At 43.5% G+C, this 20,359-nt stretch carries 25 protein-coding genes; 9 read left to right on the forward strand and 16 right to left on the reverse strand.

All coding sequences use genetic code 11. From position 1 onward, the window contains the following. Positions 1–7: 7 nt before the first annotated feature. Positions 8–628, forward strand: a complete 621-nt coding sequence (locus tag BJP37_RS25555) for a hypothetical protein (RefSeq protein ID WP_075903028.1) — start codon at positions 8–10, stop codon at positions 626–628. Positions 629–651: 23 nt separating this feature from the next. Here the strand turns inward: BJP37_RS25555 and sodX are convergent, their stop codons facing one another. The 3 genes from sodX to BJP37_RS34925 form a co-directional block, all read right to left on the reverse strand. Next, positions 652–999, reverse strand: coding sequence for a nickel-type superoxide dismutase maturation protease (gene sodX / locus BJP37_RS25560; RefSeq protein ID WP_075903030.1), 348 nt, complete (start codon positions 997–999; stop codon positions 652–654). A 280-nt stretch (positions 1,000–1,279) separates the two neighbouring features. After that, positions 1,280–1,753, reverse strand: coding sequence for a superoxide dismutase, Ni (gene sodN, locus BJP37_RS25565; protein WP_075903032.1), 474 nt, complete (start codon positions 1,751–1,753; stop codon positions 1,280–1,282). Between the two features lie 154 nt (positions 1,754–1,907). Beyond that, entirely contained in the window at positions 1,908–2,231 is a 324-nt protein-coding gene (locus BJP37_RS34925; RefSeq protein ID WP_143727790.1) for a hypothetical protein, read from the reverse strand. A gap of 212 nt (positions 2,232–2,443) precedes the next feature. On the opposite strand from BJP37_RS34925, the gene BJP37_RS25570 reads away from it, so the two are divergent. Both BJP37_RS25570 and BJP37_RS25575 read left to right on the forward strand, forming a co-directional pair. Then, a complete protein-coding gene (locus tag BJP37_RS25570; protein ID WP_008181887.1) occupies positions 2,444–2,656 on the forward strand; it encodes a hypothetical protein in 213 nt (70 codons plus the stop codon). 82 nt (positions 2,657–2,738) lie between these two features. Next, a complete protein-coding gene (locus tag BJP37_RS25575) occupies positions 2,739–4,964 on the forward strand; it encodes an RNA degradosome polyphosphate kinase (protein WP_143728025.1) in 2,226 nt (741 codons plus the stop codon). 15 nt (positions 4,965–4,979) lie between these two features. On the opposite strand, the gene BJP37_RS25580 is transcribed toward BJP37_RS25575, so the two are convergent. The 6 genes from BJP37_RS25580 to BJP37_RS37410 form a co-directional block, all read right to left on the reverse strand. Beyond that, complete coding sequence (locus BJP37_RS25580) at positions 4,980–5,663, reverse strand: HAD family hydrolase (protein WP_075903034.1); 684 nt, start codon at positions 5,661–5,663, stop codon at positions 4,980–4,982. Between the two features lie 528 nt (positions 5,664–6,191). Beyond that, the gene (locus tag BJP37_RS25590) at positions 6,192–8,117 is read right to left on the reverse strand and encodes a thiamine pyrophosphate-binding protein (RefSeq protein WP_075903038.1); all 1,926 of its coding nucleotides are present in this window, start codon (positions 8,115–8,117) and stop codon (positions 6,192–6,194) included. A gap of 33 nt (positions 8,118–8,150) precedes the next feature. Then, entirely contained in the window at positions 8,151–8,297 is a 147-nt protein-coding gene (locus BJP37_RS40065) for a hypothetical protein (protein ID WP_158069774.1), read from the reverse strand. Between the two features lie 161 nt (positions 8,298–8,458). Beyond that, a complete protein-coding gene (locus BJP37_RS41525; RefSeq protein WP_438941512.1) occupies positions 8,459–9,343 on the reverse strand; it encodes an acylneuraminate cytidylyltransferase family protein in 885 nt (294 codons plus the stop codon). Beyond that, positions 9,330–9,545 (reverse strand): hypothetical protein, encoded by a 216-nt coding sequence (locus tag BJP37_RS37405; protein ID WP_143727791.1) that lies wholly within the window; start codon positions 9,543–9,545, stop codon positions 9,330–9,332. The genes BJP37_RS41525 and BJP37_RS37405 overlap by 14 nt, the downstream gene beginning before the upstream one ends. Positions 9,546–10,048: 503 nt before the next feature. Continuing rightward, entirely contained in the window at positions 10,049–10,240 is a 192-nt protein-coding gene (locus BJP37_RS37410; protein ID WP_143727792.1) for a hypothetical protein, read from the reverse strand. Positions 10,241–10,465: 225 nt separating this feature from the next. Here BJP37_RS37410 and BJP37_RS25605 point away from each other — a divergent pair, with 225 nt between their 5' ends. Next, the gene (locus tag BJP37_RS25605) at positions 10,466–10,924 is read left to right on the forward strand and encodes a hypothetical protein (protein WP_075903042.1); all 459 of its coding nucleotides are present in this window, start codon (positions 10,466–10,468) and stop codon (positions 10,922–10,924) included. Positions 10,925–11,098: 174 nt separating this feature from the next. On the opposite strand, the gene BJP37_RS43935 is transcribed toward BJP37_RS25605, so the two are convergent. After that, on the reverse strand, positions 11,099–11,224 hold the full coding sequence (locus tag BJP37_RS43935; protein WP_269087066.1) for a hypothetical protein: 126 nt from the start codon (positions 11,222–11,224) through the stop codon (positions 11,099–11,101). A gap of 11 nt (positions 11,225–11,235) precedes the next feature. On the opposite strand from BJP37_RS43935, the gene BJP37_RS25610 reads away from it, so the two are divergent. Next, complete coding sequence (locus BJP37_RS25610; protein WP_075906459.1) at positions 11,236–11,628, forward strand: hypothetical protein; 393 nt, start codon at positions 11,236–11,238, stop codon at positions 11,626–11,628. Between the two features lie 202 nt (positions 11,629–11,830). Then, positions 11,831–12,208: a hypothetical protein gene (locus BJP37_RS25615; RefSeq protein WP_075903044.1), complete on the forward strand. Its 378-nt coding sequence runs from the start codon at positions 11,831–11,833 to the stop codon at positions 12,206–12,208. A gap of 141 nt (positions 12,209–12,349) precedes the next feature. On the opposite strand, the gene BJP37_RS25620 is transcribed toward BJP37_RS25615, so the two are convergent. Then, complete coding sequence (locus BJP37_RS25620) at positions 12,350–12,925, reverse strand: CAP family protein (RefSeq protein WP_075903046.1); 576 nt, start codon at positions 12,923–12,925, stop codon at positions 12,350–12,352. 142 nt (positions 12,926–13,067) lie between these two features. Here BJP37_RS25620 and BJP37_RS37420 point away from each other — a divergent pair, with 142 nt between their 5' ends. After that, positions 13,068–13,208, forward strand: coding sequence for a hypothetical protein (locus BJP37_RS37420; RefSeq protein WP_158069776.1), 141 nt, complete (start codon positions 13,068–13,070; stop codon positions 13,206–13,208). Positions 13,209–13,223: 15 nt separating this feature from the next. Here the strand turns inward: BJP37_RS37420 and BJP37_RS25625 are convergent, their stop codons facing one another. Next, positions 13,224–13,922 (reverse strand): PEP-CTERM sorting domain-containing protein, encoded by a 699-nt coding sequence (locus BJP37_RS25625; RefSeq protein WP_229415447.1) that lies wholly within the window; start codon positions 13,920–13,922, stop codon positions 13,224–13,226. Positions 13,923–14,058: 136 nt separating this feature from the next. On the opposite strand from BJP37_RS25625, the gene BJP37_RS25630 reads away from it, so the two are divergent. Then, positions 14,059–14,589 carry a GNAT family N-acetyltransferase gene (locus BJP37_RS25630; protein WP_075906463.1) on the forward strand — a complete coding sequence of 177 codons (531 nt, stop codon included), beginning with the start codon at positions 14,059–14,061 and terminating at the stop codon, positions 14,587–14,589. A 344-nt stretch (positions 14,590–14,933) separates the two neighbouring features. On the opposite strand, the gene BJP37_RS42865 is transcribed toward BJP37_RS25630, so the two are convergent. From BJP37_RS42865 to BJP37_RS25645, 3 genes are read right to left on the reverse strand one after another with little or no spacing between them, the layout of a single operon-like run. After that, entirely contained in the window at positions 14,934–16,430 is a 1,497-nt protein-coding gene (locus BJP37_RS42865) for a tetratricopeptide repeat protein (RefSeq protein WP_081431329.1), read from the reverse strand. Beyond that, positions 16,430–17,887: a caspase family protein gene (locus BJP37_RS25640; protein WP_075903048.1), complete on the reverse strand. Its 1,458-nt coding sequence runs from the start codon at positions 17,885–17,887 to the stop codon at positions 16,430–16,432. Before BJP37_RS25640 ends, BJP37_RS42865 begins: the two co-directional genes overlap by 1 nt. Continuing rightward, positions 17,884–19,080, reverse strand: coding sequence for a hypothetical protein (locus BJP37_RS25645; RefSeq protein ID WP_075903050.1), 1,197 nt, complete (start codon positions 19,078–19,080; stop codon positions 17,884–17,886). The genes BJP37_RS25640 and BJP37_RS25645 overlap by 4 nt, the downstream gene beginning before the upstream one ends. Positions 19,081–19,094: 14 nt before the next feature. Between BJP37_RS25645 and BJP37_RS25650 the strand changes: the two genes are divergently transcribed. Then, the gene (locus BJP37_RS25650; protein WP_158069777.1) at positions 19,095–19,259 is read left to right on the forward strand and encodes a hypothetical protein; all 165 of its coding nucleotides are present in this window, start codon (positions 19,095–19,097) and stop codon (positions 19,257–19,259) included. Positions 19,260–19,781: 522 nt separating this feature from the next. Here BJP37_RS25650 and BJP37_RS25655 read toward each other — a convergent pair. After that, positions 19,782–20,015: a hypothetical protein gene (locus BJP37_RS25655; RefSeq protein WP_075903054.1), complete on the reverse strand. Its 234-nt coding sequence runs from the start codon at positions 20,013–20,015 to the stop codon at positions 19,782–19,784. Positions 20,016–20,359: the final 344 nt, after the last annotated feature.

Genomic DNA, 20,359 nt, shown 5'->3' on the forward strand with positions numbered 1-20,359 from the left:
CTAATCAATGCCCACGCTGTTGAAATTGGCAATAATTGCCGCCCATCTATCGGTCTATCTGGTTGCTGCGGTTAACATCTGGATTTTTTCTTATCGGAGTCAATTCTATACTTCTGTTGTCAAGCTGCGATCGCTACCACTGATCTACTGTGGCTATGCTTGTTTTGCGATCGCTAACTCCTACGAAATTGCTGAACACATCGGGGATGACTGGATTTATGTCAGCCAAGTTTCTGATCTCAATCAGTTATTCTATACCTTCATTACTGCTGGCATGTGCTTGATTGCCCTAGGACTGAAAAAATCCCGCTTTCTGGATTTGATCTTAGTTGCCAGCACGGTTGCTGTTCCCCTACTTTATGGTGTTCAAGAGGGCAAAGAATTAATGCAGTTGGTGCAATTAGTTCCTTCGATAATTTTTGTCTATAACTGGTACGTAGTTATGCGGGACTGGCGAGTTTTTCTATTCCCATTATTCTCAAATGTGATCACTGTTGGTTTTGGTATTGCCCTGATTGTTACCGGACAGCAGGCGCTTCATCTGTTCGTCGGTTCTGCTTCAGCGATTGGCTTGCTAATTCTTGGGCGAGTGGCGTGGGTAAAACCAAAAAGGCATTCCAAGGGATAGCTTTGGGATGTTAAAGAAAATGACTAAAAAAAACGACTGGTTACTTTACCAATAATTTGTTGAGAATCCACTAAACCAAAAGAGCGGCTATCGGTACTTTCTAATCGGTTGTCTCCTTTCAGGAAACAACGTCCATCTTCGAGCACCAAAGTTACCCGTTTCACCAATCGCAAGTGGTTTTGGTAAGGGTGTCTAGCAACAACAATGTCACCAACTTTGGGCGGAATGTGCCGATAAGCTCTCGGATCAATTAAGATTTCCTCTCCTGGTTTGAGCAGGGGAGTCATGGATACTCCTGTAACTCGGAAGCGCAACCGTTTTCGCAATATCAACAGTGCTAGCTCAGGAATACTGTTTTTGGTAAAAAGCATTTGAATTAAGAATGTAGAATTAAGAATTAAGAATTAAGAATGTAGAATTAAGAATTAAGAATGTAGAATTAAGAATTAAGAATTAAGAATTAAGAATTAAGAATTAAGAATTAAGAATTAAGAATTAAGAATTTTACATTCTGCTTTCTGCCTTCACCATTCTGCCTTCACCATTCTGCCTTCACCATTCTGCCTTCTACATTCTGTCTTCTAAATTCTGCATTCTACATTCTTAATTCACCATTCTGCATTCTACATTCTTAATTCACCATTCTGAGGTTTAGCTAGCCTTATACCAGACGATATCGCGATTCTTGGTTGCCCAGAAAATCTTGTGGATATTCTCTACTGCATCAAGTAGCTCATTGGCGTGCTCAAGGCTAACTTCCACCTTGCAGGCAGAGCATAACTTTGCAGCTTTCCAGAAGGTATCGTGTAGGTCTGGGAACTGCTCCAAGTGTACTGGCTTGAAATAGTCTGTCCACAGGATCAGTATTTCCTCTTTAGTCTTCTGAGCCTGCTCTTCCTTAATAGCAATGAACCGGGATAGGGTATTGTTGTAAGCAGCTAATGCCGGTTGATCATTACTCGCAGGTGGCTCAAGATCAAGGATCTTCTTGGTCATGGAGAGTACTGCCTCAGCGGTGATACGTGCAGCAGCTGGGTCATACACCCCGCAAGGTCCGTCGCAGTGGGCATGGACTTCTGGAGCAGGGAACCAGTCTTTGAGCTGGGCAATAACTTTTTTCAACATATTTTTTAGAGTTCGCTTGTGGTCAGAGCACATGGTAAATATCGGTAAGGGAGGAATAGCCCCAGGATAGCCAATGGCTAATTAGGGTTTTTGACAACCGACTAGACTAAGTTAGTTAACTAACTTAGTTAGCCCAATCTATTCCATCCCCCCCCTACCCATAGTAAGTTATAGCAAGTTGTGTTCTAAATGGATAGTAGATCTGAAGATATGGAATCGGGAATCGAGAGTCGGGAATCGGGAGTCGGGAATCGGGAGTCGGGAGTCGGGAGTCGGGAATCGTGGGAGGTGTGGGAAGTGTGGGAGGTGTGGGGAGATGGGGAGATGGGGAGATCTTATAGAGTTTTGCTTTCGCGTTTGGCCTACGGCCACAAGCGTGACCATTCGCGTAGCGTGGCCCAAAGGCCAAGGTCAATCCCGTAGCGGCTCCAAAGGAGCATCCCACTAAGTTAACTGATGTAAACCCCAGATATAGCACTAGGCATTAAAGTTAGGAAATTGATAGAAGCCGAAAAGCTAATGCACGTGAACTTTTGCCTCTTGCCTCTTGCCTCTTGCCTCTTGCCTTTTGCATTTTGCCCTTGCGCGAATTTTTATACCAGATAACTATTCTAATTTAAAATAAGTTTACAGTTATTAACATTACGTGTTACCTTATTTAAAAAATTAGACAAATTTCAAGTTAAATTGATGAATAGTAAAGAGTTAGCGCAATATATAGAAGCTACTGACGGCATCTCCAAACCCTGGTTACTCGTGCAACTGCGCCTGAAGAAGCTTCAGGAGCGGCGCGCCACCCTATCATCGGAAGCTTATATCAGAGAACTAGAAGATATTCACCAGGATTTGATGAATTTAGGTCAGTGGTGGGTAGGTAGAGAAGACGAAGTTTTTAATCCTTGAGGTTCGTTTAACGGTAGAATCTCACTGACTATTCTCTCGTTGCCATAAAAGAGCCTGATCAAGTGGGTTAACTCTGAGGATGATGGGTAAAGCTAAAAAGAATAAGTCTGAAGTTGAAAATATCCATTTTAAATTTACAAATAATACGCCTGAATTTGAACAGACCACAGCACAGACCACAGCACAGACCACCATTGAGCTTAATCTGAGTGACCCTGACTATTACTTCAATCGAGAACTGAGCTGGTTGGAGTTCAATAACCGAGTATTACATGAAGCAACGGACCCCCGAACGCCTCTGTTAGAGCGTCTGAAGTTCATGGCCATCTTTAGCTCCAACCTTGATGAATTCTTTATGGTGCGGGTGGCTGGTTTGAAACAACAGGTGGAAGCACAAGTTAGTAAACGGACATCCGATGGTCGCACACCCAGTGAACAACTCGATGCCATCAGAGTGCGGCTGTTACCGATGGTAACTCAACAGCATCAACACTGTGAGCAGGAACTGCGACCGCTGCTAGCCAAAGCAGGGATTTACATTCTCGACTACGTGGACTTGAACCAGAAACAGCGGAATTACCTGGAAAACTACTATTGCGAGCAAATTTTTCCAGTTCTGACTCCCCTGGCTGTGGACCCCAGCCATCCCTTTCCTTACATGTCCAATCTCAGCCTGAATCTGGCGGTAGTGGTCAAAGACCCGGAAACGGGAGCAGAATTGTTTGCTCGGGTGAAAGTTCCTAGGGTCTTAAAGCGCTTTGTTCCCCTCCCGGAAAAATTGCAGCAACAACAGAATGGAAAAACGACTAGTTGGACTGGTGTTCCTATCGAACAAATCATTGCCCATAATTTAGAGTCTCTGTTTCCAGGGATGAAGATTCAGGAGTGTCATCCCTTCCGTATTACCCGCAATGCTGATTTGACAGTAGAGGAGTACGAGGCCGATGACCTGCTGATAGCGATTGAAGAGGAACTACGGAAACGACGGTTTGGACGTTCTGCCGTGCGCATGGAAATTCCTGTGACCACCTCCAAGTTAGTCAGGAAAACCCTGATGCGAGAGCTGGAACTTGAAGAAACCGATGTCTATGAATTCGACGGTCTGTTGGCACTGGGTGACTTGATGTCGTTGATGGCATTGCCACGGCCAGAATTGAAAGACCCTGTGTGGGAACCAGTGGTGCCCCGACGCCTGCGCTTTCCGATCGGGGAAGAGAATGTGGAAGATATCTTCAGCGTGATTCGCAGTAGGGATGTGCTGGTACACCATCCTTATCATTCCTTTGGCGCAACGGTAGAGCGCTTTATTACCCAGGCCGCTCAAGATCCAGATGTCTTAGCCATCAAAATGACCTTATATCGCACATCTGGTGACTCACCCATTATCGATGCCTTGATTAGAGCAGCAGAAAATGGTGACCAAGTGTCGGTACTCATAGAACTAAAGGCTCGTTTTGATGAAGAAAATAATATCGTCTGGGCAAGGAAGTTAGAACAGGCTGGAGTCCATGTAGTCTATGGTTTGGTGGGTTTAAAAACTCACACTAAAATTGTGCTGGTGGTGCGTCGGGAGGGAGATAAAATTCGTCGGTATGTTCACATTGGAACAGGGAATTATAATCCTAAGACTTCCAAACTCTATACTGATTTAGGACTATTGAGTTGCCGTGATGATTTAGGAGCAGATTTGACAGATTTGTTTAATTCTTTGACCGGTTACTCACGGCAAAAGTCTTATCGAAAGTTGTTGGTCGCACCATTTAGTTTACGCGATCGCATGATCGCAATGATTCAGCGGGAGATTGAACATTGCCGCAACGGGGCAACAGGTCGTATTGTTGCCAAAATGAATTCCCTACTAGACCCCAAGATTATTGCCGCCCTCTACAACGCCTCACAAGCTGGTGTAAAAATTGACTTGATTGTGCGGGGAATTTGTGGTCTGCGTCCTGGTCTTAAAGGAGTCAGTGAAAATATCCGTGTGGTGAGTGTCGTGGGTCGTTTTTTAGAACACTCACGGATTTTTTACTTCCAAAATCAGGGTCAAGAGGAAGTCTATATTGGCAGTGCGGACTGGATGCGTCGTAATTTGGATCGACGGGTAGAAGCAGTGACACCAGTGGAAGACCCAGAGATTACTAAAGATTTGGAAGAAATCCTGGCAATTATGTTAGCAGATAACCGTCAAGCTTGGGATTTACAGCCTGATGGCACCTATATCCAACGACGGCCAGCTCAAGGGGTTAAAGAAGAATCGGCTCATCAGATTTTGATGGAGATGGCGTTGCAATCAGCAGGGATGGGATAGTGGGAGAATGTAGAATTAAGCCTTCAAGCCAATCTTTTCCATAAACACTGTTGATGATGGCAAGGATGGTATAGTCCACCAGGGCTGATGTTCCTCTAGGGACTTCTGGTCATATTTACCAGAGGCAACCGCAATCACACGAGCACCAATGGCTTTGCCACAGTGAATGTCATGGGGAGTATCGCCAATGACGTAAGTTTTTTCCGATGGAATCGCGCCATACTTCTCAGATGCGATCGCTAAAGCCTGTTGGGCAATATCAACTCTAGTTTCAGTTTTATCGGAAAATCCACCACCACTAAAGTAATCAGCCAAGCCATAATAGGTTAATTTTGCCTGTGCTCCTGCTTCGATATTTCCTGTCAGCAACATCGAAACCACATCAGTGCGATCATGCAAAGCATCTAGAATTTCAATTACCCCTTCAAGGACATATCCTTCTCGGCGGGGCAAACTCTGAGGCAAATAGTTAACGTAGTATTTCAGCAGTTGATCCACCAACTTTGGTTCTGGGGACAAACCGTACTGCTTGAGAATATTAGCGACAATTATTGGGTCTGTCATTCCTGCAGTTTCTATATTTGTCAGTGAAACCGTTTCACCAATTACTTCACTGGCCGCCTCTTCTAGGGCAAATATCCCGGCTCGTTTTGTGGTTAATAAAGTGCTGTCAATGTCCCAAAATAAAACGGTAGTCATTACACTTCTATGGTACTAGAACTTGAGGCAATAGTTGTTAGTTAATTGCCGTTATTATTATAACATTTATGTAAGCTATCAGCTATCAGCTATCAGCTATCAGCTATCAGCTATCAGCTATCAGCTATCAGCTATAGCAATTCTACGACTTGTGAGGTACATTTTAGGGTTTTTAGGGAGCAGGGAGCAGGGAGCAGGGAGCAGGGAAGAGGGAAGAGGGAAGAGGGAAGAGGGAAAAAATAATGTGTACCTCATGAGTCCTAGAAACGCTATATCAGTTTTCAGCTATCAGCTATCAGTTTTCAGCATATGCGCGTAGCGCATATGCTTAGATGTGCTTTTCCTCATACTTTCCATTCTGATTAATCTGGAACTATTAAATTCTCCCGTTCAAGGTTTATTTTAAGTAAGCTGTTCCCGTAGCGTGAGCTAAAAGCTCATGGCTGAATGCTTACCTTGCCTCTTGCCTCTTGCCTCTTGCCTCTTGCCTTTGCTTGAGGGAGTATATTCACAACTTAACTAAAAATGCTACATCATAGTTTTATTAATATCAAATGCTAAACTTTCAGCATCTAGCCCATGAGCACGAAGCACTTCCTGATTTTGACCGCATTTAGGAATATCAAATACTCCAAATTGCCTTACCTGTATTTGCCCAGACAATCCTAATTCTGCCAAACCACTTACAATCCGATCTCCCTGTCCTCCTATTACATAATGGTTATCCAGGGTAAACACCCAGGAGTAACCTTGGAGGATTTGCTCCAACCAGTCTAAATCTACAAAATTTAGCCAAGGCAAATTCACTACTTTTAGGGTGATACCGTGATTCTGAGCCAATAACTGGGCAGCTTGATAGGCTTGTGGCAGCAGCACGGGACCGTAACCAAATAAAATAGCGTCTTGCCCCTCAGTTAAGGCAATCCCCTGACCCAACTCCAACTGATAATCCTCTGGCAATTGATAGGGAATCTGACAGGGGATAGAGACTAGCCTGATATAGCAACTACTGATAGTTCGATGCAAACAGTAGTCTAGAGCTAGGGATACTTCTGCTTCATTAGCTGGTTCAATCATCACCATATTGGGTATTGCTCCTAGGGCAGAAATATCCCTTACCGATTGGTGAGAATGACCAGGACCACCAGGTAGCAACCCAGCTAGGGAGCCAACATAAATAATCTTAGTCCGTTCGGTAGCATTATTATAGATTTGCTCATTGGGTCGGGTGGATAGGAAACAAGCAAAGGAATGCACAATGGGCAGTAACCCTTTCAGTGCCATCCCCCCGGCCTGGGATACCATATCTTGTTCGGCAATGCCACACTCAAAGAACCGTTTCGGGAATTTGTCTTTAAAGGGAATCAACCCACAATCGAGCATTAAATCCGCATCGAGTACCACCAGGTCTTGATTCCGTTCTGCTTGGGCAACCAAAGCTTTGGAATAGGCACTAACCAGTCGTTGCGCTCCATCAACTACAGCAGGTTTGGCATAGGATAGCATGTCTACCGCTAAGGGGGATGCTCCAATTTGTTCCAACTGGGTATTGGCAGCAGCAATTAGTTCTGCCACTCCCTTAGTATAGGCTTCATGATCCGGTGCGCCACTATGGAAGCGATATAAGTTGTCTTCTGGGTTGTCTTCTGGTTTGATGGCCGTATGTTCCATAAAGGAGATTCCTTTTCCCTTAATGGTGTCAGCAATCAGGATTTTGGGCCCTTTTGTGACTGCTTTCAATTTTGCGATCGCATTCCCTAAAGCCTTGACATTATTGCCATCACAGCGGTCCACATACCAGCCATAGGCCGCAAACTTCCGTTCCAAGTCCCCTAAGTCACTCACTTGGGACACCCAAGTATCGGACTGGATTTTATTATGATCCACAATCACAGTCATCTCATGGAGTCCCAGATTTGCTGCTGGTTGGAGAGACTCCCAAAACTGACCCTCCTGCAACTCCCCATCCCCAGTTAAGAGATAAACATTTCCCTCTCGACCCATCAGGCGATTTGCTAGGATCATCCCCTTAGCCTTAGAAACCCCCATTCCCAAGGAACCGGTATTGGTTTCCAAGAACGGAATAGAAATATCTGGATGACCAGGAAGTCCATCTAGCCGCCTCAAGCTATGGATACGCTCAAACTCCAGCAAACCATGGCCAATCAAAACCGAGTACAAACCTGGTACATCGTGACCTTTAGAGGAAAAATAAATATCCCGTGGTTGATTAGAGTTAGTTTTCCTAACCCGTAATTCATTTAAAAACAGCCAACAAACAATATCTAAACTACTAAAACTACTACCAATATGCCCGGAACCCGCCTGTTTTATCATATATAAGGTATTGATTCGACAGTAGGTAGCAAAAAGCTCAGTATGAGTTTCGGGAGTAATGTCTAAATCCTTGAGGCGTTCAAACTCCCGAAACGGGACTAGAGATAGATTTGTCATTGGTTATTGGTTATTGATGATTGGGGTTGTTGGTTATTGGTCAGGTTTTTGGTTTTTGGTTTTAGGGAATCGGGAATCGGGAATCGGGAATCGGGAATCGGGAATCGGGAGTGTGCGGAGGGGGGGGGAGTGGAGAAAAATTCTGTGTACCTGATAGTTATGCAAACCGCCGTAATTCATGATTTTAATTAATTAAAACTAAATTGATTATAACTAATTTTTTAACCAATATATCTGTTTTCATAGTAACGATTGACCAAGTTTTTTTCCACTTACAACTTTCCTCTTATTTCTTCTCTACTCCCTGTTCCCTGTTCCCTGTTCCCTGTTCCCTACCTTGACTAAATTGGTTTCTGGGAAACCACAGGTAAGTGAGCTTCTCCTTGTGCTATTAAATAGTCCAGATACCACCAATCCTTCAAGTCATTAATATCTAATCCCTCATGATCATGGGTAATAAATGGCATAATCACCTTTCCAGCAATTGTATACTCTTTCAGTACCACTTTTGACCAAGCAATTTCTAAGCTAGCATTTTGCACATAGACCTCTGGCAAGGCCTGATACGGAGTACTATGCCAGGGGGTATGGCTGGTTGTTGGCCTTTGGCCTTCCCGTAGGGTAGGTTGGAGGTTGGGGGGTTGGAGGTTGGGGGGTTGGAGGTTATGGTTGACCTGAGAATTGCCTAATTCATTCGCGTAGCGTGGCCTTGTGGCCAAAGTGTTCTGCTCAAGCAACGGTTTCATCAGGCTGCCCTTGAGTACCCACATTTTACCAGGATGCTGCTGGCATTTCTCTACTGCCCGTAAGGAGTCTACTTGATTAGCTTGAGCCAAAAACGCCTGCCAAGCTCGTTGAATGGTCTGTGGTTGGCGACAAGGACTGGTTGGTCGCAGGATGCTGAAGCAATCAAATTCTCGCCCAAGATTATTCAAACGCCTCAGGGTGTAATCAATCCACTCAATATCTGGTGATTTGTCGCTAGCATACTCTGGCGGGCGCAAAAATGGTACCTCAGCGTTATAGTAACGAGCAATTTCCGCCACCTCCTCTGAGTCAGTGGAAACAATCACTGCTGAGAACACTTGGCTTTGGGTTGCAGCAGCAATAGTATAAGCAATTAACGGATGCCCTTTCAAAGGACGAATATTTTTACCAGGTACTCGTTTAGAACCAGCCCGGGCTGGAATCAGGGCAACTACTGTCGGAGTTTTATAATCCACCAATTTTACTGATCTTAGACAATAATCTTGCTGGCAAATTTTTGTTCACCACTTTATAGTTTACAGAAATAGGGAATAGGGAGTCGGGAGTCGGGAGTCGGGAGTCGGGAGTCGGGAGTCGGGAACAGGGAACAGGGAGTACTGCGTACGCTCTTGTAGGGTGGGCAAATGGATATGATAACTGATCTAATTGCCAAACTCTCAAAATTTGCCCACCCTACCCTACCGAATGCGATCGCCCTATATTTTAAAATAAGGGAAAAACCCCTGGGGGGGCGACATGAGAGCTAAAAAGTAGACTGTATAAGCTNGGAGTCGGGAGTCGGGAGTCGGGAGTCGGGAGTCGGGAGTCGGGAGTCGGGAGTCGGGAGTCGGGAGTCGGGAGTCGGGAGTCGGGAGTCGGGAGTCGGGAGTCGGGAGTCGGGAGTCGGGAGTCGGGAGTCGGGAGTCGGGAGTCGGGAGTCGGGAGTCGGGAGTCGGGAGTCGGGAGTCGGGAGTCGGGAGTCGGGAGTCGGGAGTCGGGAGTCGGGAGTCGGGAGTCGGGAGTCGGGAGTCGGGAGTCGGGAGTCGGGAGTCGGGAGTCGGGAGTCGGGAATCGGGAGTAGTAGGAAAGAAATAGGAGTAATTTTTGGTTTTATAATAAATCACCATTGCAGTTAATTAGCTATTAGTAAATATTAGATTTAATACTTGTCAATATTGATATTATTATTGTATAATTATTGTAGCAGTCATAAAATCGTTGAGGTACAATTTACTAGGTTTTATGGAGTAGGAATTAGGGAGTAATAATTTCCCATTGCTACCGTGAACTAAATCCCACATGACTTCCTTAATAAGGGAAGAAACTTGTTCGCGTAGCGTGGCCTTTTGGCCAAGGTAAATCATCTGGTAAATCATAAGTAGTAAAAAACCGTTCTAATAAAGCAATACTAGGTAAAAAATAACAATCACAGCTTGTAATCGCAAATCACACTATAAAAATCACACAATAAACAGAATCTGCACTAGCTACCTGTAGGGTGGGCAAAACCTTGCCCACCCTACAAATGGAGTCTGTGCGTAAGTCCTGAATCAGAAGGATAGCGGTGATACTACTTATGATTTACACAAATTTTTTATCCTATGCCCTATTCCCTGTTACCTAAAATCCAAAACGTACTTCAAGCAATTGATAACTGCTATCGTAAACATTCTATTGCAGCAAAACAAATGACAAACTCAGACCAGTTTGATACCCGTTTCAACCTTTTACTAACTGCCATCGAGCGGATCAGCCAACAGATTGAACAGCTCGGTCACAGAACCGATTCTAATGCTCGTGCTATCGATCAAACCAACCAAAAGATTGAACAGCTCGGTCACAGGATCGATTCTAATGCTCGTGCCATTGAAGCTCTAACCAATACTGTCCATGAGTTCAAACGAGATCGCGCTCAAGCATACTCTTTGATGGCAGATTTAGCTCAAAATCAATCCCGAATGTATGGCATGATGGCCAACTTAGATGAGCGACAGGAACAACTTTCTAACCGACAGGGTGAGATTGTGGAAATTATGAAGTTACTGGCTAAATCTAATTAGGATGCGCGAACCACTAGCCTAAGCATTTAGCTATCAGTTATCAGCTATCAGCTTTTGAATAAGCGATGCAGCGCGGTCTTGGGGAGGCAGCGCGGTCTTGGGGGTCTCCCCCATGAGCGACTGCCGTGGTTTCCCCCACTCGCTATTGCATCAAGACAACAGGTAAGCATTTGTTTAATCTGAGTTACGGAAAGCTGTTTGCGTAGCGTGAGCCATTCCCGTAGCGTGGCCTTTGGCTGACCGCTGACCCCTGACTGCTGACTGCTGACTGCTGATAGCTCTTGAAAAAACACTAAACACTGTTGCAGCAAATGACAAACTCAGACCAGTTTGATACCCGTTTCAACCTTTTACTAACTGCGATCGAGCAGATTAGCCAACAGATTGAACAGCTTCGTCAAAGAACGGATTCTAATGCTCGTGCCATTGAAGCCTTAACTGATACTGTTCATGAGTTCAAACGGGATCGCTCTCAACTGTATTCTGTGATGGCTAATTTAGCACAATCTCAGTCTAATTTATTTCAATCTCAGGCTAATTTAGCGGACAGTCAATCCCGAATGTATGGCGTGATGGAAAACTTAGATCAACGACAGGAACAACTTTCTCAGGGACATGAACAACTTTCCCAGCGACAGGAACAACTGTCTAACCGACAAGGGGAGATTGTAGAAATTCTGAAGTTATTGACTCAATCTAATTAGGATGCGCGAACCACTAGCCGTCAGCTATCAGTGATCAGCTATCAGCCTATGGGCTATCAGCCTATGGGCTACAGATGGTGCTACTGTTCGCGCAGCATGCCCGTAGCGCAATTGGTGCTTTTGAAGAAAATAAGCTGACGGCTGACCGCTGACTGCTGATAGCTTACAGATCTTGAGAAAACACTAAACACTCTTGCAGCAAATGACAAACTCAGACCAGTTTGATACCCGTTTCAACCGTTTACTAACTGCCATTGAGCGCATCGACCAACAGATTGAACAGCTTGGTCACAGGATCGATGCTGTTACCCAACAGATTGAACAGCTCGGTCACAGAACTGATTCTAATGCTCGTGCTATCGAAGCTCTAACCGATACTGTTAGTGAATTGAAACGCGATCGCTCTCGACTGTATTCTGTGATGGCCGATTTAGCACAATCTCAGTCTAATTTAGCTCAAAGTCAATCCCGAGTGTATGGCATGATGGAAAACTTAGATGAGCGACAGGAACAACTTTCTAACCGACAGGGGGAGATTGTAGAAATTCTGAAATTATTGACTAAATCTCAAGCAGGGTAAATCTAAGCTATCAGCCGTCAGGATTCAGCGGTCAGCTGAATCCTGACGGCTGAATCCTGATAGCTTAAGCAAAAATAGTGGGACGCTCATCATCGATAACTGTTAACATCCGAGTCACCCCTTCAGCTAACTGACACACAACTAAGGTGCCATAACGTTATCAGAAAACTGCCCAAGCACATTACCCGCAGGCCCATATTGGCAGACGACATAGAAGGCGTTATATTGTCTACCTTGAATAGTTTTGACGCCCTGGGCTGCACCACACCCTAATTGGGTACTCTTCTTCCACACCACCTGAGTAAAATGCCCGGTGCTCCCAGAAAACCCTGGATTGGCATAGTCATAGTTAGAAACCTCTTGGTACCAGTTAGTCACTGCTTGGTTCCCTAGGGTAGCTGTGTCTATAGACGATGCTGTGGTATAGGAGACAAAGAGATTTTCTCCCACATTATTGGTTTTACTGTGTTGGAAAATGCCATTGCTTGCCAGATGATTCGCCCAGCTTTGAGCACTGTTGTTGAGAGAACTACTCAGGGTCATATTAGGACTATGATGGGTGCTCCGATAGGTATTGTGCTTAGACAAACTTGTGCTGCGCAATGTACTTAAGTTTATTCCTGTTTGCCCCATAACTGAGTTACTATTGATTATCCCCAAAGGAATTATCGTTGCCAAGCCGAGATAAACAACCCTCAAGAATTGCTTCCGATTCATGGACTTACTCCTTACTAGGTAGGGAAAAAATTTTTATGTCTCAGATAACAAACCAATAGACTTCTGTGCAGCAAATAAAGTTCCACATTGTCGGATGTTTCTGGGGAAATATAAGTTAACATCCAAAACACTGATTCTGCCGTTGATTACGTTACAAAACTATAAAAAGTTTTTCGGGCTCTTCCGACTTTACTGCTCCCTACTCCCTACTCCCTACTCCCTACTCCCTACTCCCTTTCCTAATACCTTACTCACAAATCAGTTTTTTCCTACTGATAAGTAATTGAGGCTAAACCTTTTATTTAGATGGGGAAGGTTTCAGCTTACGTTTGATGGTTGAAGCTAAGCCGAGAGTGGCAAGGGTAAAGATACTTATACTATGAGTGGGTTCAGGGACAATCACCGGTTTGGCAGAAAAACTAATGGGCAACTCACTATCTTCTGGTCCCAAATTTTCAAAACCAGTGATCAATGGCGGTGCTGAAAAAACTTCAAAAAAACTAGGGGGCTGCAAAAAACTAGCGAAAAAGACATTAACAAAGTTTCCAGCTGAGGTGGAAAACCCAAAGCCGTCAGTTGTTAACTGATTAGCATCAAGACTAATTAAATTGTCAACTTCGAAAGGTTCGTTTCCCGGTGTAGAAGTACCAGTAGGTTGCAAACCAGTAATTGTTTCGCTGTTGCGCGTGCCAGTAATTTCAGAAATCAGGAAAAAACCCAAATCATCAGGAGTATCATTAGTAGTGAAAGTACCACTGGCTTCGATACCAGGAGCAGAATAACTCCAGTTCCAATTTAAAGCTGAAGCTGCCTGGGGTGCCACCAAAACTAATCCAGAGGTAGCAATCAGGAGTGTGGTAGATAGCAGAGTTAGATTTTTCATCGCCAATTTAGGGTTGAACAAAACTATACCAAAGGGAACAGGGAACAGGGAACAGGGAACAGGGAGTAGGGAGTAGGGAGTAGGGAAAAGGGAACAAAAATTATCACAATTCATTTAGGATTGGTATATCAGTTATGAGGTACGCTTTTCAACCTCAAAGTCCCCCTTATTAAGGGGGATTTAGGGGGATCAAGTTGTACCTTATCGGATATAGAATTAAATAATAACTCAATACATGAAGCCGCACAACATGATTATCCGAGATGCAGAAATAAGGGATCGTGAGAGCGTGCGCTCCTTACATATGTCGGCCTTTCCGATCGGGGAGGGTGATCTTGTGGCAGGTCTCGCTGATGACCTCATATCCAATATTACGGAGCCATGTACACTATCATTAGTAGCCGTCGATAACAATGAAATAATTGGAAACATTGCATATAGTCCTGTATTTATTTCCGAAAAACAAGATTTACATGGGTATATTCTGGCACCACTGGCTGTTAAGCCAGAATGCCAAGGTAATGGTGTGGGGAGTAAACTAATTGATGCTGGGATTAAGCGATTGCGTAGTATGAATGTGACTATTCTCTTCGTGTATGGTGATCCTAGGTATTATGAAAGATTTGGCTTTCAAGCAGAGTTGGCAACATATTTCATTCCTCCATATCCATTGCAGTGGCCTTTTGGTTGGCAGGCGCTATTACTTGGCGAGATAGAAGAGCCAAGTGCTGCTGTGAATATCAAATGCGTAAAGTCTTTAAACAATCCTAAACTATGGTGAAAGGTTGGTAATATCAAGTCAGGGTTTTATAACGCTACGCGAAAGGCAAGAGGCAATAGGCAATAGGCAATAGGCAATAGGCAATAGCGATCACTGCATCAAGATAAGGAATCAACATCAAAGATGACTGTATCTCATAACTGCGATAAACACTATAGTAATCTTATCTAATTCATGAATAATAGTGGTTTTAGGAATAGGTGTAACTATTGTAAAGCCATGATTTCATAGTTTTAATAATTTACAACTGATTTAGGATTTATATAAAAATAAATTGTTATTAAAATTGCGTTTTTAAATCACTAAAAGCGTTACATATTAAAGTTGATAGCAATTAGTTGATACTAATTGCTCATAGCTACCCTAGGAGATGAGTCATACTTTAGTACCACTTTACTTAAATAAGGTTTTAATTGGTGTTTTAGAATCAGTAAGGCAATCTTTCTATCTAAGACTTCATGTTTTTCATCAGTAATTTCGGTAGACCACAATCCTTCTGATCCAGTCAGATAAACATCTGGCTTAAAAACTTCAAAGGTAGCTTCTATATAGCAAGGTTTTGCCATTACATCTATTGTTCCCAGCTCGACTTCCTTGAGTAATCCTTTAAACACGGGTTGACCCGTTTTTACCTCAAAAACCCAAGCTGGAGTTTCCTCTGACCCCTTCGTTGTGATCTGAGGGTCAATGAACTGAAACTCATCGGTTGTTCCTTCTGTATTTTTTTGACCATGGTTACCTTTAACTCCAGGTTTATTTTTATTCCAAGAAGCCTCGACTTTACTGTGATTTTCCTTACTCTCTTGCTGCTTCCTCTCTTTCTCAACATCAGGGTCAAATGAGGCACTGAAGTTACGGGCTTCCCAAGGGATCTTGCCATTTTTCAGTCTTAGCCTGAGTTCTCCACCTTTGAGTCCGAACCTAACTCGACCGAATGGCATCTGCAGCCACTGTTCATTAAATTGAATAGTCAGGTATAGCTTCAATTGCTTTATCTTGGAAGATGAAAAAATGCCTGTCGAGACTGGCTCGACTTTAAGCTCCATCGTCAGACAATCTGGAAATTTATTTTCTTCAATTAGTAGGATAAACGGTTTCGCCACATCTGCGTATTGTTGACCCAGCAGGCGTTTCCTCAAATCTAAGGCTTGCTGGTACAGGGGTTCCGCGTCTTGGTAGCGCCCCTGACTATAGTACAGTAAAGCCAGGTTGTTGAGGCTGTTTGCCACATCTGGGTGTTCTTCACCCAAGCGCTCTCTAACCGTTGATAAGCATTGCTGATACCAAGGCAATGCTTGCTCGTAAGCGCCTTGACCTTTGTAAAAGCGGCCTAAGCCCACAAAAGGCCAGATTAAATCTTCGTCATTTAAGTAATCCTTTTGGTTAGTAGCAACTTCCAGCAGGTGAGGGATAGCAGGGGTAATTGCTAGAATGTCTGACTGAGTTGGGGTCTTAGGAATATCCTTTGCTATTGCTACGATAGCTGAACAAAAGCCCTGTTTTAGGGTTTCAATATCAGCTAATTGTTCCCCCTTGATACTCAAAAATTTTCTAATACGATCGTGAAGTTGGTAGGTATTATAATCCAACTGCTGAAGTAAATACTTTTGAACTAAGATATCCCGATTAACGACCAAATCAAAGTCCAAGCTAGCAGCTCTAGCCGCCTCGGATACTAATGACCAGGGAATAGGAGCCAAGGCAAACAAACTCAATAGACCAGCCATGGTTTGAGCTGAAGACTCTAAAGCATCCCAATTGAGTTCCAGTACAACATCTGTACCAGAGTCCCCTTCTTGAGATTGCTTTTCCTGTAGGAGTGATAAAATTTCTTCTAGCATCATGTACTCCCTGGCTTTGAGTGCTGTACCGGTATATTGTATAATCGTATCTGTGCCGCTATATTGTATAATCCTAGAGGTATACAGCTAACTAATTGACAGAGTTTTTTAGCAAATTCTAACTCTTGTTGAACCAACTCCTTTCCTAACAACTGTGCTAATAACTCTAGAGCCTCAGTTTCTGGTAATTCTCCCAGAGGAACTGATGGATAGGGTAACTGTGAGCTACGTGTAGTGATTAATACCTTGAATCGAGAACCCATGGGCGGTAAGTAGTCTTGGATTTGCTTAATATCAGTGACATTATCGAACACCAATAAAACTTTACCTCCTCGCCACTTTTTCCAGCAATAAGCAAGTTGGCTAGCAATGCTTAACTTTTCAGGAATCTTAAAATCATAAAATTCATTCACATATTGAAATTCCGAGAGCTGGGTGACAATATCTACTCCCTGGAGATTTAACCAACAACAGCCACCGGGATAATCTTCTAATTTGTACCAAGAGTATTGAATTGCTAGTTCTGTCTTGCCTACTCCCCCCTTACCTGTGCGATCAGTAATGGCTACAATATTGTTTTGCTCCAATAGCTGATCTAACTCTTCCAGTGGCTGGTGTCTATCCACAAACTTACGCGCCTGACTAGTAGGTATATTGTGGGCAACCTCAAAGGGATTAGGATGATAAACATCGATATCACCATCCCAACTGCGACGATAAAAATAGGTTGGTAGTTGTTGTTTATTTAAACTATCAAATTGTTGCTTAACGTGATCAGCAACTACTTTCATATCTGGCAGCCAGTCATGGTGCGCCAACGCTTCTCTTACCGCTTGGGAAAAGTATCCCGTTTTTTCTGAGGAGTTAACTCTGGCTTTCTCCCCTTCTCTCGTAGCTAGTAAGACAAACTGTTGACTGTTTTTCCTAGGTTTACCACTAGGAAACTGTTTCCCTCCCAAATTAGTTGGTCGCCCGTTTGACTCTAAAAGATAATTAGCACAAGCCTCGACTATACAAATCTGATGGGTAATCTTAAATGACTCTGAACCTAAAAGCAGTAACAGGGAATGTAAATCTAGATTTTGCCAATTCGTTTTACTAGCATCAGCACAAAGTAGCCTGCGATTCCGCTCTGAGGTAATCAAACCATGGCCTGCCCAAAACATAAACAGTAACTCTCCCGTTTTTTGGGATAGGTCATTGGTAATGATATCAAATAGATTCTGCTCCGTTGCTGGGGTTGACGTTATCTCAAAGTTATTAACCAGTGTACTATTTTCAGTTAAAGGAGACAAACAGAGCTTGATATTATCTGTTGGCACTCCTTGTGATAACAACCAATCAGCAAACTTGATGGCATCATGAACGGGACCATCAACATTCCAGTTTGTTGCTTGATAGTTTTCAATACCGACAATTAACCCATAGGTTTTTTCTGGCTTAGCAGTAATAGTCATGGTAATCGTGGGATAATTGCCTTCCAGGTAGCAGGGTTTGTCCAATAAGCACTATGAGCTTGGGGAAAGGGTTGTTTACTGTCCACCAAAACATCCTGGACTTTATTAGGGAATAGAGTAGCACCAATGTAACTAAGGAAATCGCGTAAATCATAAATATTCAACCACTCCGGAAAAAAGTCTGGCAGAGGTTGACCAAATTCTAGGCTAGATAAGGCATTAATTTCGTATAAAAAGGGAGCTTGAGAACCCACTGTAATTAATACTGTCACTTGTGCCATTGGTTGAGTCACTAATAAATCAACACAAGCAATCCCTCCTAAACTATGAGCTAATATAACAACTGGTGGTTCAGCCTCTTCTATGGTTTTCTGGATAAAATCACGTATTTTATGGCCGCGACTTTGATAAAGTATAATGTCACCAGGTGTAGGAGTATTTGCTTCAGTAATTGCACCCCTTTTATTCCTCACCAAAGCTGTGGCTGGACCTGCCAATAAGGAAAGTGGTTTCTGGAGCCAGTCACCCAATCCCAAGTCTTCCTCCTTACCCAAAGCATTACTTAGTAATTTCACCAGTTGATCACGCAATTCCGGATTAGGAAGTATGATGAAATCCTGATTTGGCTGCTGACAGTCAAACATTGCCTGAGCAATAATTGCTCTTGGGATCGCTCTAGTTATGATATCACCATCTTCACTATCTACATCAGAGACTTGGTTTAATACTTCTTGATAAACAGCACTACTGGTAACATGGCGTCGTGCCTGATCAAACCCCTCTGCTATGCCCGCTGCTTGTAATTTTTCTTGCAATTCTCCAGTAGGAGTCAAAGCCAGCAACCGGTCATGTAATTGATCACCTGGTTGTTCTCCAAAGGGATTACTATCACCACCAGTGCTAGGTTGAAACGACAACAATCCCAACTCATAAAGGGGATTCTGATATAACTGCTGCCAAAGAATAATTTCTTGATCCTCTTCTTCTCCCTGATCCAGAGCTAAAGTAGCATCATACAAGGGTATCGAAGCCCCTTTAGCATTGAGCTTACTCCCAAATTGCTCACCCCAAAAGCAAGGAACAACGGTAATGTCTGGACGTTGTTCAGTGACAAACCCCTCAACTATCTTAAAAGTTTGCTCATAGGCAGGTTGCCTAACCCCTGTGCCATGGACAAATACTAGCGTTGTCATAGTTTAGAAGATAGTTGATCAATATCTATATATTTTACTGTCAGCGGTCAGCGGTCAGCGGTCAGCGGTCAGCCGTCAGCCGTCAGCGGTCAGCGGTCAGCGGTCAGTGGTCAGCGGTCAGTGGTCAGCGGTCAGCGGTCAGCCGTCAGCTTATTTTATTCAAAAGCTGTTCGGTGTAGCTTGGCCTACGGCCAATGGCTGTTCGCGTAGCGTGCGCGTAGCGCTTAAGCTGATAGCTGATAACTGACCGCTGATAGCTGATAGCTGACCGCTGATAGCTTAAAAAAAAAAATCGGTCAAGTTTTGGTTAACCCCAATGCTTGACCGACTTCTATTGTGTAAACCTAATTGAGTACAGCTTAGCTTTACTCAAATCCAAACAAAAACTGAATCAAGGAATTCATTCTTATCAAGTTACTCAGTAACTGCTTTCCAGCAAACACATCCTAACTCTCTTTACATTATACCCCTCCACGTAAGCATTCAGTAGTCAGTGGTCAGTAGTCAGTGGTCAGTAGTCAGTGGTCAGTGGTCAGTAATCAGTTTTCAGATTATTTTATTCAAAAGCTGATAGCTGATAGCTGTTCGCGTAGCGTGCGCGTAGCGCTTAAGCTGACGGCTGATAACTGATAGCTGATAGCTTAAAAATAACCTCTGGAATTTTTGGCCGCCAGGGCGGCAAACCCTGGCAAACTCCTATCCTAGTCTAAGTACAAATACCGAATCAAAGTGGTCATAACCTCACCAGGATTTTCCGTAGGCTCCGGAGTGCTCCACTCATCAGGATAGGCGTATTTAAGGGCATAAATGGCATAAATAGTATGGCGAACTTGTTTAGGAGAACCGATCAAGATGTGCTTGACTTTCTTAGGTTTGCGACCTTGATTGTCAGGGTTCTGATTTTCATCGGAGTTGGGGTTAATGTTTTTGGTCATGACTAGTTTTTGTTTGAAACTGTTGACATGATTAATTTATCAATAAATAAATATATTGTCAAGGGGTTTAGAAAATTTTTTTTATTACGAAATATGGAGATTGTGGAGAGAGTGGGGAGTGTGTTAATTGTGGGTATTTTAGGAATATAAACTAGTTTTTAGTAAGTAATCGTAGGGTGGGCAGTGCATAAGATCAATTACAAAGCTTATATTAGGTTTAATCGGCACTGCCCACCGACAGTAACAGTAATCGTAGGGTGGGCAGTGCATAAGACCAATTCCAAAGCTTGTAATCGGTTAAGTCAGCACTGCCCACCGACAGACAGTAACTTAAATATAAAAAA

It is taken from the genome of Moorena bouillonii PNG, assembly GCF_001942495.1.
GTDB classification, from domain to species: Bacteria; Cyanobacteriota; Cyanobacteriia; order Cyanobacteriales; family Coleofasciculaceae; genus Moorena; species Moorena bouillonii.

Coding starts and splice junctions, on each gene's coding strand:
- BJP37_RS25615 (WP_075903044.1), top strand. CDS start 11,831: ATGACAAACTCAGACCAGTTTGATACCCGTTTCAACCGTTTACTAACT.
- BJP37_RS37410 (WP_143727792.1), bottom strand. CDS start 10,240: ATGATTTACCAGATGATTTACCTTGGCCAAAAGGCCACGCTACGCGAA.
- sodX (WP_075903030.1), bottom strand. CDS start 999: ATGCTTTTTACCAAAAACAGTATTCCTGAGCTAGCACTGTTGATATTG.
- BJP37_RS25655 (WP_075903054.1), bottom strand. CDS start 20,015: ATGACCAAAAACATTAACCCCAACTCCGATGAAAATCAGAACCCTGAC.
- BJP37_RS25605 (WP_075903042.1), top strand. CDS start 10,466: ATGCCCTATTCCCTGTTACCTAAAATCCAAAACGTACTTCAAGCAATT.
- sodN (WP_075903032.1), bottom strand. CDS start 1,753: ATGTTGAAAAAAGTTATTGCCCAGCTCAAAGACTGGTTCCCTGCTCCA.
- BJP37_RS25645 (WP_075903050.1), bottom strand. CDS start 19,080: ATGACAACGCTAGTATTTGTCCATGGCACAGGGGTTAGGCAACCTGCC.
- BJP37_RS25580 (WP_075903034.1), bottom strand. CDS start 5,663: ATGACTACCGTTTTATTTTGGGACATTGACAGCACTTTATTAACCACA.
- BJP37_RS25610 (WP_075906459.1), top strand. CDS start 11,236: ATGACAAACTCAGACCAGTTTGATACCCGTTTCAACCTTTTACTAACT.
- BJP37_RS25625 (WP_229415447.1), bottom strand. CDS start 13,922: ATGAATTGTGATAATTTTTGTTCCCTTTTCCCTACTCCCTACTCCCTA.
- BJP37_RS40065 (WP_158069774.1), bottom strand. CDS start 8,297: ATGAATTACGGCGGTTTGCATAACTATCAGGTACACAGAATTTTTCTC.
- BJP37_RS25570 (WP_008181887.1), top strand. CDS start 2,444: ATGAATAGTAAAGAGTTAGCGCAATATATAGAAGCTACTGACGGCATC.
- BJP37_RS25590 (WP_075903038.1), bottom strand. CDS start 8,117: ATGACAAATCTATCTCTAGTCCCGTTTCGGGAGTTTGAACGCCTCAAG.
- BJP37_RS42865 (WP_081431329.1), bottom strand. CDS start 16,430: ATGCTAGAAGAAATTTTATCACTCCTACAGGAAAAGCAATCTCAAGAA.
- BJP37_RS25640 (WP_075903048.1), bottom strand. CDS start 17,887: ATGACTATTACTGCTAAGCCAGAAAAAACCTATGGGTTAATTGTCGGT.
- BJP37_RS25575 (WP_143728025.1), top strand. CDS start 2,739: ATGGGTAAAGCTAAAAAGAATAAGTCTGAAGTTGAAAATATCCATTTT.
- BJP37_RS25630 (WP_075906463.1), top strand. CDS start 14,059: ATGATTATCCGAGATGCAGAAATAAGGGATCGTGAGAGCGTGCGCTCC.
- BJP37_RS25555 (WP_075903028.1), top strand. CDS start 8: ATGCCCACGCTGTTGAAATTGGCAATAATTGCCGCCCATCTATCGGTC.
- BJP37_RS25620 (WP_075903046.1), bottom strand. CDS start 12,925: ATGAATCGGAAGCAATTCTTGAGGGTTGTTTATCTCGGCTTGGCAACG.